This is a genomic window from Streptomyces sp. NPDC088147, assembly GCF_044741565.1.
In the GTDB taxonomy this organism is placed as follows: Bacteria; Actinomycetota; Actinomycetes; order Streptomycetales; family Streptomycetaceae; genus Streptomyces.
Genome location: NZ_JBIUSY010000001.1, coordinates 1,277,576 through 1,293,893 on the forward strand (window position 1 = coordinate 1,277,576; position 16,318 = coordinate 1,293,893).

Below are 16,318 nucleotides of genomic sequence, written 5' to 3' on the forward strand. Positions count from 1 at the left end.
GGCGCCCGGTGCTCCCCGTCAGTCGGTCGCCTCGCGCAGCGCGCGGCGGCAGAGCGCGTCGGCCCGCCGGGTGGACTCGGGAAGACGGTAGTCGGGTGCCAGCCGCAGCGTGTGCGCGCAGGCGTTGTCGAGGCCGACGCGGTGGCCGACCGAGACGAACACCGGCTTGACGCCCTCCTGCGTGCGCAGCGCCCGCCCGACCTCCTCGCCGTCGTCGGCCAGCAGCGGCGAGGAGTCACCGCGCCGGCCGCCCGGCTGCTCGTACGAGAAGGTGAACGGGTTCTTGGCCACGCCGATCACGGGGAGGCCGGTGAGCACCCCGAGATGCGCGGCGAGCCCGAAGCGCCGCGGGTGGGCCAGGCCGTAGCCGTCGCAGACGACGAGACCGGGGTCCGAGGTGAGCGCTTCGAGGGCGGCCAGGACGGTGGGGATCTCCCGGAAGGCGAGCAGTCCTGGCACGTACGGGAAGGCGACCGTGCCGACGGCGGTGGCCTCCTCGACGACGGCGAGGGTGGCGGCGTCGAGCACGACGGCCGCGGCGGCGACGACATCGCGCGCGTCGTCGTACGCCACGTCCACCCCCGTCACCAGCCCGGTACCGGGCGGCGGCCCCGGCTCGTCCCGTACGACCAGGCCGCGCAGCTCGTCCTGGATGGCACGGGCCTCGGTCTCGTCCCCGGGTGTTCTGATCATCTTCATGGTGATCACACCCTAGCCAGAGCGGCGCCCGAAAGAATCTAGAAGTCCAGCCGGGCGACGCGGCCCCGTTCGCCCGCCGCCCAGCAGCCGATGTCCGGGGTGCAGTCGACGGTGTCGTACGAACCGGTGTCGACGGTGCGCCAGTTACGGCCGCCGTCCGTCGTCAGGTCCGTCCCGGTCGGGCCGACGGCGAGGGCGGCGGAGCGGCTGTGCGGCAGCCAGGCCACGCCCGAACGGTAGGCGGACGGCGGGGTGTTCGCCTGGCGCCAGCTCCGCCCGCCGTCGCCGCTGACGGCCGCGGCCCGCGGGGACGGCTGGTCGGCGCGGTAGTCGCCGCCGACGGCGAGACCGTGCCGGCGGTCGCGGAAGGCGAGCCCGAACACTCCGCGTGCCGGATCGCCCCCGGGAAGCGTCGCGTCGGTCACGGTCCAGTGCACACCGCGGTCGGCGGAGTGCAGAATCCGCGCCGTGGCACCGCCGCCGGTGGCCAGCCAGACATCCCTCGGCCCCGAACTGACCAGGCACTGGCCGCTGGCGGCGAAGCCCGCCTCGCCGGGCAGCGCGGCCGGCATGCCGTCGCCGGGCAGCACCCGCCAGGTCGAGCCGCCGTCGCCGGTGGACAGGATGCGGTACTTGCCGTCGACCGGATCGCTCATCGCGAGGCCATGACGGCTGTCGAAGAAGGTCACGCAGTCGTAGAACGCCCTGGGGTCGGTGTTGCGGAAGGACTCCGTCCAGTGCGCTCCGCCGTCCTCCGTGCGGTAGATCCTGGACGCCTCGCCCTCGCCGATGGCCAGGGCGACGGCCCGGCGCCCGTCGAACGCCTCGATGTCGCGGAACTCCAGCTCGCCCGCCCCGGCCGGGGAGACATCGCGCCAGCTGCGGCCTCCGTCGGCGGTGCGCAGCACCGTACCCCCGGAGCCGGCGACCCAGGCGGCGCGGCGGCTCACGGCGGCGAGCCCGCGGAAGCGCGCGTCGCTGCCGGTGTCCGTGAGGTGCCAGCCGGGGGTTCCGCCGACACCATCCGCCGCACCGTCCGCGGCCTGTGCCGGTACGGCCAGAGCCGCGGCCAGCGCCGCCCCGCTCACCCCGACCGCGAGCCCCGCCCACCACATGCGTCGCATCTTCCCCATGGATCTCATGGCGCTGGAAGCTAGCCCACCGGGGAGACCCCGTCCAGAGCGCACCGGGCACGCATGTGCCCGGGTGTCCCCGGGCCGGAATCACCTCGCCGCGGGGACCGGGCGCCGCACGGTGACACAGCTCACTCCCGTTTTGGAGCACGTATCGAGGCGCTCCACCGTCTTTCCCTTAGAAGGAGACCTCATCCAGGTCCGGCGAAGGGGAGCAGACCATGACGCTCGTCATTGAACAGGCCGTACAGGCCCGGCTGGTCGCATCCGCCCCCCGGCTGGAGACCGTACCCGCGACCCTGCGCTACGACAGGGCGGACCCCTTCGCCGTACGGATGGCGTTCCCGCCCCTGGCGACGCTGGAGGGCACCGAGGTGACCTGGGAGTTCTCCCGTGAGCTGCTGACAACGGGCATGACCGAGCCCGTCGGGTTCGGGGACGTACGGGTGCGGCCCTTCGGATACGGCCGTACGGTGCTGGAGTTCCACGCTCCCGAGGGCACCGCGATGGTGCATCTCCGTACCGCTGAGCTGCGGCGCTTCCTGGAGCGCTCGCAGGATCTCGTGCCGACGGGACACGAGCATCTCTATCTGGATCTGGACCACGACCTGACCGAGCTGCTGCGCGACGCCTGCTGAGCCCGGCCCGCGCCCGCGTACTCGGAGCCGTACCGACCGCCCGTACGCACCAGCCGTACCCTCACGGCCCCACGGCCCCCGTCGCCGCCCACGGCCGTAATCGCGTTGACGACGTCCGAGCCGCTGCCTACCGTGGGCGTCGGTCCTGTTGTCGCCGATTGGAGTAGGACGTTGCTCGTCTGAGGTCCTGAGACACCGCTGCCGCACAGCTTCCGCCGGTTCTTCCGGCCGTTGTGCGCCTCGTGTGTGACCTCGGCCGCCCGAGCCGTCCTCCCCGACCGGGATCCTCCGTCCCGCGGTGTCTCCATCCGTTGCCCCGCACGCCTCGGCTTCCTCGCAGCGACCGGAGATCCCCATGTCTGCCTCCCCCGCCTTCATCACCTGCACCGCCCTCTCCTTCGCCTGGCCCGACGGGACCGGTGTGTTCGACGGTTTCCAACTGGCCGTGGGCCCCGGCAGAACGGGCCTGATCGGCCTCAACGGATCAGGCAAATCAACGCTGTTGAGGCTGATCGCGGGCGATCTCACCCCGGCGGAGGGCACGGTCAAGGTCGCCGGCGAGATCGGCTGTCTGCCGCAGACCGTGGTGCTCGACACCGCGCTGCGGGTGGACGAGGCCCTCGGGATCGCCGCGGCCCGTACCGCGCTGCACGCCATCGAGGCGGGCGACGCGCGCGAGGAGCACTTCACCGCCGTGGGCGACGACTGGGACGTGGAGGAGCGGGCCCACGCCACCCTCGCCCAGCTCGGCCTCGGGCATCTCGGCCTCGACCGGACCATCGGCGAGATGTCCGGCGGTGAGTGCGTGCTGCTCCGGCTGGCCGCGCTGCTGCTGGCGGCGCCCGCGGTCCTGCTGCTCGACGAGCCGACCAACAACCTCGATCTGCACGCGCGGCGGCGGCTGTACGACGCGGTCGACACCTGGTCCGGTGTGATGGTCGTGGTCAGCCATGACCGCGAACTGCTGGAGCGCGTCGACCAGATCGCCGATCTGCGGGACGGCGAGGTGCGGTGGTACGGCGGCAACTACACGGCGTACGAGGACGCCCTCGCCCAGGAACAGGAGGCGGCCGAACGCATGGTGCGGGTCGCGGAGGCCGACGTACAGCGGCAGAAACGTGAACTGGCCGAAGCCCAGCAGAAGTTGGCCAAGCGCGTGCGGTACGGCCAGAAGATGTACGACAGCAAGCGGGAACCCCGGGCCGTCATGAGGATGCGCAAACGCACCGCCCAGGAGTCCGCGGGCAAGCACCGCATCATGCACACCGAGCGGCTGGCCGAGGCGAGGCAGCGGCTGGACGAAGCGGCGGACGCGGTACGGGACGACGACGAGATCCGTATCGAACTGCCGCACACCACGGTCCATCCCGGCCTCGGTGTGCTCACCCTGCGCGACCTGCGGCTGCGGTACGGGGCCGAGGCCAAGGGGGACTTCGAGATCCGCGGCCCCGAACGGATCGCGCTCGTCGGCCGGAACGGCTCGGGCAAGACCACACTGCTGCGTACGGTCGCCGGGGAGCTGGAGCCGGTCTCCGGCGAGGCGCTGGCACACGTTCCGCTGCGCTTTCTGCCTCAGCGGCTGGATGTGCTCGATGACGCGCTGAGTGTGGTGGAGAATGTGGCGCGGTTCGCGCCCGGGGCGACGAACAACATGATCAGGGCGCGGCTGGCCCGCTTCCTGTTCCGGGGCGCACGCGCCGACCAGCCGGCCGGGACCCTCTCGGGCGGTGAGCGTTTCCGGGCCTCGCTCGCCGCGCTGCTCCTCGCGGAGCCGGCGCCGCGGCTGCTGATGCTGGACGAGCCGACGAACAACCTGGACATGGCGGGTATACGCGGGCTCACGGCCGCTCTGGAGCCGTACGAGGGCGCGCTGATCGTGGCGAGCCACGATGTGCCGTTCCTGGAGTCGCTCGGCATCACCCGCTGGCTGCTGCTCGACGGGGAACTGCGCGACACCTCGGCCGAGGAGGTACGGGCGGGGGCGCTGCCGAAGCCGTAGGAACCGGCAGGCGGACGCCGTACGCGGGACGCCGGACGCTGACACTGGCGCCGACGCGGACGCCGACGCCGACGCCGACGCCGACCGGGAAACTCGACAGAAGATGTCGGGATTCCCCGTTAGCGTCGTGGCATGCCTCAGAACATCACCATCACGGGTGCCCGTGAGAACAACCTTCGCGACGTGTCCCTCACCATCCCGAAGGGCAAGATCACCGTCTTCACCGGGGTATCCGGATCGGGCAAGTCCTCCATCGTCTTCGACACCGTCGCGGTGGAGTCGCAGCGCCAACTCAACGAGACCTTCAGTTCGTTCATCAGAAGTTTCCTGCCGAAGTACGAGCGCCCGCACGTCGACGGAATCGATGATCTCTCAGTGGCGGTCGTCGTCGACCAGAAGCCGATCGGCGGCAACGTCCGCTCCACGGTCGGCACGATGACGGACATCTACTCGGTGATCCGGGTGCTGTTCTCGCGCCATGGCGTCCCGAGCGCGGGGGCGGCCACCGCGTACTCCTTCAACGATCCGTCGGGGATGTGCGCGGTCTGCGACGGGGTGGGCCGCGTCGTGGCGCTCGACATCGACCGCGCGATCGACTGGTCCAAGTCGCTCGACGAGGGCGCGCTGCTGCTGCCGGGGCTCTCGGTGAACAGCTGGGAGTGGAGTCTGTACGCCGACTCGGGCCGTTTCGACCGGGCGAAGCCGCTCGCCGACTACACCGAGGAGGAGCGCGAACTGCTGCTGCACGGCGCCGACTTCAAGGTCCGGATCGAAATGAAGTCGGGCGCGGTCGATATGCGGTTCGAGGGAATCGTCACCCGCTTCACCCGGCTCTTCCTCAAGCGTGACACCGCGAATCTCTCCGAGAAGCGCAAGGAGGCGGCGGCCCGCTTCACGGTGGAGCGGCTGTGCGAGGCGTGCGGCGGTGCGCGTCTCAACGAGGCCGCGCTCGCCTCCCGGATCGACGGGCTGAGCATCGCCGATCACACCCGGATGGAAGTCGCCGATCTGGTGGAGGTGCTGGGCCGGATAGACGACCCCGTGGCGACCCCGATCGCGGCCGCCGCCCGTGAACGGCTGGAGCGGCTGGTCGGGATCGGGCTCGGCTATCTCAGTCTGGACCGCGAGACGACCACGCTGTCCGGCGGTGAGGGCCAGCGGCTCAAGATGGTGCGCCACCTGGGGAGTTCACTGACCGGCCTCACCTTCATCTTCGACGAGCCGAGTGTGGGACTGCATCCACGCGATGTCGGCCGGCTGAACGATCTGCTGGTACGGCTGCGCGACAAGGGCAATACGGTGCTGGTGGTGGAGCACGACCCGGATGTGATGGCGATCGCGGACCATATCGTCGACATGGGTCCGAAGGCCGGGACGGACGGCGGCCAGGTCGTCTTCGAGGGCCCGGCGGACCGGCTCCGGGAGGCCGACACGCTCACCGGCCGCTGTCTGCGCCGCCGTACCCCCGTCAAGGAGTCGTTCCGCTCCCCAGCCGACTGGCTTCCGGTGACCGGCGCGGCGCTGCACAACCTCAAGAGCATCGACGTACGGTTCCCGACCGGGGTGCTCACGGCGGTGACCGGGGTGGCGGGGTCCGGGAAATCGACCCTGGTCTCCGAGGTGTTCACGACGGCCTATCCCGAGGCGATCGTCATCGACCAGGGCGCCATCACCGCCTCGTCCCGCTCCACCCCCGCCTCGTATCTCGGCGTCATGGACACGGTCCGCAGGGTCTTCGCCAAGGAGAACCGGGTCGCGCCGGGGCTGTTCAGCTTCAACTCCTCGGGGGCGTGCGCGGAGTGCTCGGGACGCGGGCTGATCTACACCGATCTCGCTTTCATGGACCCGGTGACCACGACATGCCACGCGTGCGAGGGGCGGCGCTTCCACGACGAGGTGCTGCGGCACACGGTGCGGGGCCGTTCCATCGTCGACGTACTGGACATGACGGCCGCGGTGGCCATGGAGTTCTTCGAGGACACAGCGCTGCTGCGGAAGCTGCGCACGCTCAATGACGTCGGACTGACCTATCTCACACTCGGCCAGCCGCTCAGCTCGCTCTCCGGCGGCGAGCGCCAGCGCATCAAGCTGGCCACGCAACTGCACCGCACGGGCAGTGTGTACGTACTCGACGAGCCGACCACCGGGCTGCACATGGCTGACGTGGACACGCTGGTGGCACTGCTGGACCGGCTGGTCGACGCCGGGAACTCGGTGATCTGCGTCGAACACAACATGGATGTCGTCAAACGTGCGGACTGGGTGATCGATCTCGGTCCCGACGGCGGCAAGCACGGCGGAGAGATCGTCTTCACGGGCACTCCGCGGCAGCTGCTCGAACACCCCAAATCCTTCACGGCCGAGTATCTGCGCCGGGAGCTGGAGCGGGCCACTCCTCCGGCCTGAGCGGGGAGATCCCGGGCCCGGCGGGCGCGGCGTGAGCCCGTGCCGGTCGGCATCGGCGGGTACGAGAGGCCCGGAGGGGGCGTGACCTGTCTCTCTGTGCGCCGCTCTCTGCGTTCTCAATGTGCGCCGCTCTCTGTACGCCTTCGTGACCTGCCTCTTCGCGCTCCTTCGTGACCTGCCTGGCCTGCCTGACCTGCACGCATGACAGGGCGTAGGGACGTTCGACGCAGCCGGGCTTGGCCTTCGGCTTACTGCGGCCTTAACCTACGGTGTCGTAACCTACGAACCCGTAGGTAAACCTCCCGTCCCCCCTGGAGTACCCGTGTCGATCACCTCTCCCCACCTCGGCAGTTCGGACGCGTGGACCGACGCCCGACTGCTGTACGCGCTGGAAGAGGTGGTGGAGAAGGAGCTCAACCGCCATCTCAAGGTCGCCAAGGACTGGATGCCGCACGAGTATGTGCCCTGGTCCGACGGCCGCAACTTCCCGGGCATCTTCGAGAACGGCGAAGCCTGGGACCCCGAGCAGTCCAAGGTCACCGACATAGGAAAGATCGCGCTCGTGGTCAACCTGCTGACCGAGGACAACCTCCCCAGCTACCACCACGAGATCGCCAGCCTCTTCGGCCGCGACGGCGCCTGGGGCACCTGGGTGCACCGCTGGACCGCGGAAGAGGGCAGGCACGGCATCGTGATGCGGGACTACCTGCTCACCTCGCGGGCCGTCGACCCGGACAAGCTGGAGCAGTTCCGGATGGCACACATGTCGGAGGGCTTCGAGTCCGACAACCGCCACTCCATGCTGCACTCCGTCGCCTATGTCGCCTTCCAGGAGCTGGCGACCCGGGTCTCGCACCGCAACACCGGACACCAGTCGGGCGACCCGGTCTGCGACCGCATGCTGGCGCGGATCGCCACCGACGAGAACCTGCACATGGTCTTCTACCGGAATCTGCTGGGCGCGGCCTTCGAGATCGCCCCGGATCTGACCATGTGCTCCGTCCGCGATGTCGTCGTGAACTTCCGGATGCCCGGACACGGCATGCCCGGCTTCGAGCGCGCCGCCGCGCAGATGGCCATAGGCGAGATCTACAACATGCGGATCCACCACGACGATGTGCTCCAGCCGGTGCTGCGCTTCCTGAAGGTGCTGGACATCGACGGGCTCGGCCCCGAGGGGCTCAAGGCGCAGGAGGAGCTGGGCATGTACATGGGCGGCCTGGACAGCGAGGCGAGCAAGTTCGACGAGAAGCTCGCCGCGCGCAAGGCACGGATGGCGGCGCGCGCCGCGGGCTGATCGGCCGGCCGGCCCCGGTACGGGGGCCGGCCGGCCCCCGTACCGGCTTGCCCTTGCCCTTGTCGTCGCCGTCGCCGGGATGTCCGGCGGCGGCGACGATCCGCTCACGAGCACCGAGATGTGCTGGGAGGCGGGACGCGGCGGGACGCGGCAGCGGGACGCCGTGCGATGCGCTGAGTGGACGCGCACGCAGTCCACGCCCTCAGTCCAACGTCGTTCCACGCCCTCAGTCCGCGTCTCTCAGTCCCCGTCTCTCAGTTCACGCCCGCGGCTCGCGCGGCTCCGTTCACGTCGCTCGGTTCAGCCGGCCTGAAGGCCGGCCGAGTCGCGACGCAGGTTCTGTCGCTCCTTCTCCGAGAGACCGCCCCAGACGCCGAATCGCTCGTCATGGGCGAGTGCGTACTGGAGGCAGGCCACCCGTCCCTCACAGGCACCGCAGAGCCGCTTGGCCTCGCGGGTGGAGGAGCCGGGGGCGGGGAAGAAGAATTCCGGCCCGGTCTGGGCACACAACGCGCTCTCCTGCCAGGAGAGTTCATGCTCGCTGCGGTCGGTCGTGTCGGTCGTGCTGGTGGTGATGTTGATCGGCATGCCGGACAGATTGCCCGGTCGCGATAAACAGGTGATTGACGAACGGTCAACGTGGCGGCCGGCCGTCGAAGGACCGGCGCGGAACCGGGGGTCTCCCCGCGCCGCCGTCAGCCGGCCTGGTCCACGCCCTGCATCAGCGCGAACCGTGTCCCGGAGGGATCGGCGAGCTTCGCGAACCGGCCGACGCCCTCGATATCGGTCGGCGCCACCCGGACCGTACCGCCCAGTTTCCGCGCGGCCGTCACAGAAGCGTCGCAGTCCGTGACCGCAAAGTACAGGAGCCAGTGCGGCCCCGTGTCGGATTCCGACGGGTCGGTGCCGGCCGGCACGAAGCCGCCGAACATCCCCTCAGGACCCTGGCCCGCCGGGTTCACCATCCGGTAGCTGCTGTTTCCGTCCGGCATCGGCATGCTCTTGGTCTCCCAGCCGAAGACCGAGTTGTAGAAGCGGTACGCGGCCTCCTCGTCCGGCGTGTACAGCTCGCCCCAGCAGAGGCTGCCCGGCTCACCGACCGCGTCCAGCCCCTTGTTCCTGGCCGGCTGCCAGACCGAGAAGCCCGCGCCCGACGGATCGGTGAAGACCGCCATCCTGCCGAGGTCCATCACGTCCATCGGCTCGAAGACGACGGAACCTCCGCTCCGCCGGACGGACTCGGCCGTGGCATCGGCGTTGGGTGTTTGGAAGTACAGGGCCCAGGAAGGCGGTGCCTGACCGGGTTCCACGGGCATGACACCGGCCGCCGTCCTGCCGTTCAGCTGGAACAGGCCGTAGCCGCCCGTATCCGGGCCGGCGGAAACGAAATCCCACCCGAATATGCCCCGGTAGAAGGCGGTCGCGCCGTCGAGATCAGGGGTGCCGAGGTCGATCCACACCGGGGAACCAGTGACAAACGGGGTGCTCACCATGGCGCGCTCCTTCATGGGATCCCATAGCTCTCCCCTCCGAGTCTGCTCCCGGCGCGGTGCCGTCGCATGTGCGGCCGACGCGCGTGGGAGCATATGAGCCGGTCGGATCCGGACAGAGCGGGTCAGTCCGGTGCCGGGAGCGGCGTCCGCCGGGTGTCCGGGATCGGGTGTCCGGGGGCAGGTGTCCGGGATCGGTTGTCCGGGGGCAGATGTCCGGGATCGGGTGTCCGGGATCGGTTGTCCGGGGCAGGTGTCCAGGTCGGGTGTCGAGTGGAGCGGCGTATGAGAGGTGCGGGGGCCGCGCCGGGACGCGCTCCGGTGGTGGCGGGACGAAGGGCCGGAGCCGTGCTCGACGCGGCGGTGTCGCTGCTCGACAGCGCGCAGCGGCTGCTCGACGACCACGACCGCGCCATCACCGCCATACGGGACGCCCACCGTCCGCTCCAGCGGGAGCTGACGGGCGCGGAACTCGCCGCCATCCCGGTCTCCCGGCTGAAGGACGTAACCTCCGGCCGGTTACGGCTCGGCGCTCTCGAACAGGCCGGTCTCACGAACGTGGGCGAGGTGTACGAGGCGGGCCGGCACGCCCTGCGCCAACTGCCCGGTATCGGCGGGCACACCGCCGACCAGGCGGTGGCCGCCGCCACCCGGATCGCCGAGGCGGTCGGGGAGACCGTCTCCGTACGTATCGACATGGACCGCCCCGAGCCGCGCACCACCGCGCTGGTGACCGCTCTGCACCGGCTGGTCGAGGCCGGACCGGGGCTGCGGCGCGCCCGTGACTCCGCCGAGCGGCTCACCACGGAGCTGCGCGCCCTGCTGCCGGAGGCCGAACCCGCCCGCGGCCGACTGCGGATGGCGCTCGCGGGACGGGAGCGGCGGGCGCGGGCTCTCGGCGCGGTCGGCCGGATCCGGCAGCGGCTCGACGAGGCCGTGGAAGCGGACGTACCGCTGCTGCTCGCGCAGATCTCGGTGGATCTGCTGCGGGAGCCGGCGTCGGACGTCGAGTGCTGGGTGGATTTCGAGCTGCGCTCGGCCGAGTACTACAGCGTGCTCGCGGAGACGACGGGCAGCGTTCCTGATGCCGCCGCGGCCGAGGGATTCATGCCGTCGGAGATCGCGGGGCGCGTACGGGCACAGGAGTTGGACGACACCAGGCTGCGGGTGTCGCTGCGCGGCTACCAGTCGTTCGGGGCACGCTTCGCGCTGAGCCAGCGGCGGGTGATCATCGGCGACGAGATGGGGCTCGGCAAGACGGTGCAGGCCATCGCCGCGCTCGCGCATCTCGCGGCGTGCGGCGGTACGCACTTCATGGTGGTGTGCCCCAGCAGTGTGCTGATCAACTGGACCCGGGAGATCCGCGCCCGGAGCACACTGCGGGTGGTCCCGGTGCACGGTCCGGAGCGGCGGGAGGCGTTCACCGAGTGGCGTGAGCGGGGCGGCGTCGCCGTCACCACCTTCGACTCCCTGCATACGCTGCCACTGGCCGGGGACGCGGAGCCGCGGGCCGGGGAGGTGAGGCCGCTGCCCCAGGAGCCGCGGATGCTGGTCGTCGACGAGGCCCACTATGTGAAGAACCCGGACACCCGCAGATCACGCGCTCTCTCCGGCTGGACGGCGCGGGCCGAACACGTCCTGTTCATGACGGGTACGCCGATGGAGAACCGGGTCGCGGAGTTCCGCAGCCTGGTCCAGCGCCTCCGGCCCGAACTGGCGCCGGATGTCGCGGGGATCGACGCGGTCGCGGGCTCCGACGCCTTCCGGCGCGCGGTCGCCCCCGCCTATCTGCGCCGTAACCAGCGGGACGTCCTCGCCGAACTGCCCGCGCTGGTCCAGGTCGACGAGTGGGAGGCGCTGAGCGCCGGGGATCTGGCGGCCTATCGGGAGGCCGTGACGTCCGCCCACTTCATGCGGATGCGCCGGGCCGCTTACGCCCGCCCGGAGACCTCGGCGAAACTCGGGCGTCTGCGGGAGCTGGTGGCCGAGGCGGCCGGGAACGAACTGAAGGTCGTCGTCTTCTCGTACTTCCAGGAGGTGCTGGCCACGGTCCGAGAGGCCCTGGGCGACGGGGTGTTCGGGCCGCTCTCCGGCAGCGTTCCGGCGGCGCGCCGCCAGGGGATGGTCGACCGCTTCACCGCGGTCCCGGGCCACGCCGTGCTGCTGAGCCAGATCCAGGCGGGCGGGATCGGGCTCAATCTACAGGCCGCGTCGGTGGTCATCCTCTGCGAACCACAGGTCAAACCGACCCTGGAACATCAGGCGGTGGCCCGCGCCCACCGGATGGGCCAGGTCCGCCCGGTGCAGGTCCACCGACTGCTCGCGGTGGACAGCGTGGACCAGCGCCTGCTGGACATCCTCGCGAACAAGAGCCGCCTGTTCGACGCGTACGCACGACGCAGCGACCTGGCGGACGCCGCACCGGACGCGATCGACGTCTCGGACCGCGACCTCGCACGCAGGATCGTGGAGGAGGAGCAGCAACGGCTGGCGGAAGAGGGGTGACCCGACCGCCCCGGCGGTGAACACCGCCCCGGCCGACGCGGTGACACGGCGCGGGTGAGGACCGAGGGGTAGTCGGGGTGGGCCGGGGGCTAGTCCTGTGACCGGGATGGTTCACCGTGGTCGGGAGACGGCTCACGGGACGAGCGCGGTCCGCGAGGCAACTGGTATTACTGGTGCATGCAGGAAGAAACCGCGCGGTCCGCGATCGACACGTTCATCTCCGCGTTCAACGCCTCGGACGACAGCTATGTGACTGCGCTGCTCTCCCAGGCCCTCACCTCGGACGTGGTCTTCTGGGGACCGTTGGGCCGCAGTGAGGGGATCGAGGCGGTCGAGCGGTTCGTGCTGGACATCCGGCGCCACCCCGCGGGGACCGGCACGATGGTGCGCTGTTCGGCGGTGGACATGCCGGACGAGTGGGCCCGGTACCAGTGGGTCTTCACGACGCCGGACGGAGGCCCCCGCCTGGCGGGAACGGACGTCGTCCATCTGCGGCGGAGCCTCATCGACCAGGTCATCGTCTTCGCGGGGGAGATCGAGCCGTCCGCCTCCTGAGTCATTCTCCTCTGGCGCCGTCCTTCTCCTGAACCGGCCCCGTTCGGGGCTCCAGGTCTGCCCAGCCGAGATCATCTTCACAACGCTGCGGCCCGGCCCCGGTTCAGCGGGCAGGTGTGGGTGGGTAGTTGGGACTCGTGCCCCGCTGGTGGAGGGAAGGTTTTCGACTGCCGGTCACGACCAAGAGGTAGTCGGGGTGGGCCGGGGGGTGTGGGTGTCGGGTGGGGGCCGCCCCTCAGATTTCAGTTTCGCGGCTCCGGGCCGGGCGTCAAGGGCGCTCCTTCGTCGCGTCGGCTACGCCGATTCCGCTGCGCTCCACCCTGGACACCCACCCCTCCACCGCAAGTGCAGCTTCGAGGGGGGCCGGCCCCGGGGGCGGGCTTACGCAGCACGGGGGATCGCCTCCAAGCAGGGGGAGCGCAACTGTGAAGTGGGGGGGAACGTCGAACAGTTCAGTACAGCTTTGTACTCACCGGTAACCACTACTGAGCAGGTAGAGAGAAATTCGCCAGGACGCGCCAGGGTGCGCTGTCTAGCCCGCCGACCTCCTCGTCGGGTGGGATGTTCATCAGCACATCCCAACAGCGAAGCCACGGAGGACACTCATGCCCGGCCGGTGCGAGCACCAGCGCAACGCGCGCCCCCACCTTGAAATCCGCGTTGGCGGACTTCGCCTGACCATTGAGCGCATTCCCGCATGGCTATGGGCACTGCTGGCCACGGTCATCAGCAGCGGGGCAGCCTGGTGGACGACCCAATAGAGCGGGGTGGACGGAATCGAACCGCCTCTACCACCCGGTTCAGCGCGGGAACCGCCCACACCTACTCGGGGCAGAGTGCACACCTACACACCGCGCGCCTCCTGCACCAGGACGAGCCGGTCACGGCGGTCTAGAGCGGCGGTGTCCGGGCTCTCTGTACTGTCTGCTGGTCCGTTCGTTCAGCTTGGGGTCAGGCAGCCGGTTCGATTCCGGCCGTCACGGTCTCCGCCCTCTTGCTCGTTCTGCACGCGGTCGAACTCGTCTGGCACGTCCTTTCCAAGAAGGCACGCCGTTGGGTGAAGGAGCACATCAGGAAGGGGGTGCGGAGCATGGTCCCTAGTAACCCGTCTGTCTTCGCGGCGGGGGCCGGTGTCGCGGGAGGCGTTTACCACCTGGCCCATGCTGAGTGAACGGCCACTACTTAGAACGGGGGTTTGGTCACCCTGAAGTCTTCGTCGGTCTTGGTCAAGTGACAGCAATGACTGAGCAGTTGAGCTTTTTCGTCCGTGTCCTCGCCACCACGGGCACTGACCAGCGCTACGGAGCCGCGCGGCTCCCGAGAACACCCGGGCCAGCACCGCCTGGCGAATCCCCGAGTACGCACCGATGCGTGTCGTTCGTAGCCCCGATGGTGCCCCTCGCAGCGGCCCCAGTGCGTCGCGGACTCGGTGCAGTCGATACAGCGCATGTGCGCCCCTGGTCGGTCTATCAACGCGAGCGACCTGATAGGCAACACGCCTGTACCCATGGGCAGCGCACCAAAGGGCACCCGGTCACTCGTCGTTGCGTGCCCACCCCGGGACGGGGGCTGTTCCCCGTTCGGAGGTCTTCTTCATGGTCCTGGTAGGGACCGAAGGTTCCCTGCGTGCCTTGACCGGTGTGGCTGTTGCCATGGGACACCTCTTGTGACCAGCGGAAACGTCCCGTTACCCGAGCAAGCCTCAGAGTGTTGGACGGGCTCCATTGCCGACCGCTGCTCGGCGGGTGGTCTGCGCAGCAGTGGAGTGGGGCGGCCCGGCACACCGGCTCAGCGAGCGCGTGTGGGTGGGGAGTTGGGCTTCATGCCCCGCTGGTGTGGGTCCGTTGTCGGGTGCTTCTGTGGACCGAGGCGGACGAGACCCACACCCTGGCCCCTATGTCCCAGTTTGGTGAGCCTTTTGGAGGGTCCTCGGACCGGTGATGCGTCCTGCGGCCAGTTAACCTGGCTCCACGACACATCACGGCCGCTCAGGGGCCCACTCACCGCCTCCCCCGTCACACCCGCCCCACCACCCACACACCGTCATCAGCGGGGCATGAATCCCGGCCCTCCATGGGGGTAAGACGCTGGGCCGGTGCCGGGCCGCCCCATTCGACTGGTGCGCAGCCCCGCAGGGCCCACCGACCTGCGGTCGGCAACCGGCCCCCGGAACAAGGGAGCGGCCCCGGGGACCCTCCCCCCGGGGCCGCCCCCCTCAAAGCTGCACTTGCGGTGGAGGGGTGGGTGTCCAGGGTGGAGCGCAGCGGAATCGGCGCAGCCGACGCGACGCAGGAGCGCCCTTGACACCCACCCCGCAACCGCGAAACTGAACCTCAGGGGCGGCCCCCCACCCGACACCACACCCTCCGGGTGAGCCCGACTACCCCTCGGCCCTGACCGGCAGTTGCCCCCTCGGGCCCCGCCACACCGCCCCGCCACGCCGCCCCACCCCACACCCCCGCACTCCCTAATGCCCCGAGTGCTCCGCCCCCTTCGCGTCCTCCGCCCCCTTCGCGGACTTCGCATCCCCCGCCCCCATCGGGTGTTCCGGATGGTGCGGCTCGTACCCCGGGATCGTGCCGTCCGCCTTCGCCACCAGGAGCAGGCCGGCCATTCCCATGTCCGAGTGGCTCTGGACATGGCAGTGGTACATCCAGGCGCCCGCGCCCACGTGTTCGCCCGCGATGATCTGGAAGCCGAAGGAGTCCGCCGGGCCCGTGATCTTGTTGTCGATCACCCGGCTGGAGTCGTCGGGGCCGGTGAGCAGGCCCGTCCTGTTGTCCGCCCAGCGGTGACCGTGGATATGGAACGTGTGGTAGAACTCGCCGTGCGTGATCATGATGATCTCGACACGATCCCCCACCGTGGCCTCGAAGTTGGGGCTCTCCGCGCCGGGCTTGTTGTTGATCGTCATGTCGTTGAAGACGATCGTGAACTGCTTGTCCGGGAGGATGTCGCCCTTCCTGCGGACGATCACCGGCCCGTAGAGGCCCTTCCGGATGCCGCCCGTGCCATGGTCCGTACCGACGACATGGTCGTGGTAGTGCCAGTACCCCGCGCTGCCCGGCCGGTAGGTGCCGTCCGCGCGCTTGCCGGGTGTATGGGTGCGCCAGGTGTACGTACGCGTACCACCGGGCTCCACATGACTCTTGGACATCCTGGTGCCGTCGCTGGCGATGTCGTAGTCCACACCGTGGACATGGAGACTGGCCGCCACGTCCGTGGTGTTCTCGAACTCGATGTGGAGGGTGTCCCCTTCCGTGATCTCGATCAGCGGTCCCGGGATGCTCGCCTTGCCCTTCTCCAGGCCGTAGCCCATCTGACCGTTCGGCAAGGTCTCGGCGTAGAGCTTGAGATGGCGCACCTGACCGCCCGCCGGTGCGGTTCTGGGCGGAGTCACCGCCGCGGGGGCCGAGGTGGCCGCGGGGGCCGAGGCGACCGACAACGATGTCACCCCTGTCGCGGCGACCGCACCTCCCGCCAGCAGGCGTCGATTGAAGCTCCGTCTGTCCATGGCCATACCGAACTCCCCAGTGCCGTACGGATATTTACGGGGCACATGAGGCCCCGGGGACGGCCACACGGTAGACCAGGGA

The 16,318-nt window shown here is 69.9% G+C and carries 11 protein-coding genes; 6 read left to right on the forward strand and 5 right to left on the reverse strand.

All coding sequences use genetic code 11. From position 1 onward, the window contains the following. Window positions 1-18: 18 nt before the first annotated feature. Together ACIOGX_RS04690 and ACIOGX_RS04695 are read right to left on the reverse strand one after the other, a co-directional pair. Window positions 19-699: an endonuclease V gene (locus ACIOGX_RS04690; protein WP_356510874.1), complete on the reverse strand. Its 681-nt coding sequence runs from the start codon at window positions 697-699 to the stop codon at window positions 19-21. 38 nt (window positions 700-737) lie between these two features. After that, the gene (locus ACIOGX_RS04695) at window positions 738-1,841 is read right to left on the reverse strand and encodes a WD40/YVTN/BNR-like repeat-containing protein (protein WP_401910273.1); all 1,104 of its coding nucleotides are present in this window, start codon (window positions 1,839-1,841) and stop codon (window positions 738-740) included. A gap of 212 nt (window positions 1,842-2,053) precedes the next feature. On the opposite strand from ACIOGX_RS04695, the gene ACIOGX_RS04700 reads away from it, so the two are divergent. The 4 genes from ACIOGX_RS04700 (at window position 2,054) to ACIOGX_RS04715 (ending at window position 8,172) form a co-directional block, all read left to right on the forward strand. Continuing rightward, window positions 2,054-2,470 (forward strand): SsgA family sporulation/cell division regulator, encoded by a 417-nt coding sequence (locus ACIOGX_RS04700; RefSeq protein ID WP_356510878.1) that lies wholly within the window; start codon window positions 2,054-2,056, stop codon window positions 2,468-2,470. A 355-nt stretch (window positions 2,471-2,825) separates the two neighbouring features. Next, entirely contained in the window at window positions 2,826-4,469 is a 1,644-nt protein-coding gene (locus ACIOGX_RS04705; RefSeq protein WP_401910276.1) for an ABC-F family ATP-binding cassette domain-containing protein, read from the forward strand. Between the two features lie 132 nt (window positions 4,470-4,601). Beyond that, window positions 4,602-6,875 carry an ATP-binding cassette domain-containing protein gene (locus tag ACIOGX_RS04710; RefSeq protein ID WP_401910279.1) on the forward strand — a complete coding sequence of 758 codons (2,274 nt, stop codon included), beginning with the start codon at window positions 4,602-4,604 and terminating at the stop codon, window positions 6,873-6,875. Between the two features lie 322 nt (window positions 6,876-7,197). After that, entirely contained in the window at window positions 7,198-8,172 is a 975-nt protein-coding gene (locus tag ACIOGX_RS04715) for an acyl-ACP desaturase (protein WP_356510884.1), read from the forward strand. Window positions 8,173-8,472: 300 nt separating this feature from the next. On the opposite strand, the gene ACIOGX_RS04720 is transcribed toward ACIOGX_RS04715, so the two are convergent. After that, on the reverse strand, window positions 8,473-8,760 hold the full coding sequence (locus ACIOGX_RS04720) for a WhiB family transcriptional regulator (protein ID WP_129772389.1): 288 nt from the start codon (window positions 8,758-8,760) through the stop codon (window positions 8,473-8,475). Window positions 8,761-8,867: 107 nt separating this feature from the next. Further along, entirely contained in the window at window positions 8,868-9,665 is a 798-nt protein-coding gene (locus tag ACIOGX_RS04725; protein ID WP_383965090.1) for a VOC family protein, read from the reverse strand. 282 nt (window positions 9,666-9,947) lie between these two features. On the opposite strand from ACIOGX_RS04725, the gene ACIOGX_RS04730 reads away from it, so the two are divergent. Next, entirely contained in the window at window positions 9,948-12,167 is a 2,220-nt protein-coding gene (locus ACIOGX_RS04730) for a DEAD/DEAH box helicase (protein ID WP_401910284.1), read from the forward strand. A 177-nt stretch (window positions 12,168-12,344) separates the two neighbouring features. Beyond that, window positions 12,345-12,722, forward strand: coding sequence for a nuclear transport factor 2 family protein (locus tag ACIOGX_RS04735; protein WP_024757633.1), 378 nt, complete (start codon window positions 12,345-12,347; stop codon window positions 12,720-12,722). Between the two features lie 2,467 nt (window positions 12,723-15,189). Here the strand turns inward: ACIOGX_RS04735 and ACIOGX_RS04740 are convergent. Continuing rightward, entirely contained in the window at window positions 15,190-16,236 is a 1,047-nt protein-coding gene (locus ACIOGX_RS04740) for a multicopper oxidase domain-containing protein (RefSeq protein ID WP_383965349.1), read from the reverse strand. Window positions 16,237-16,318 lie beyond the last annotated feature (82 nt).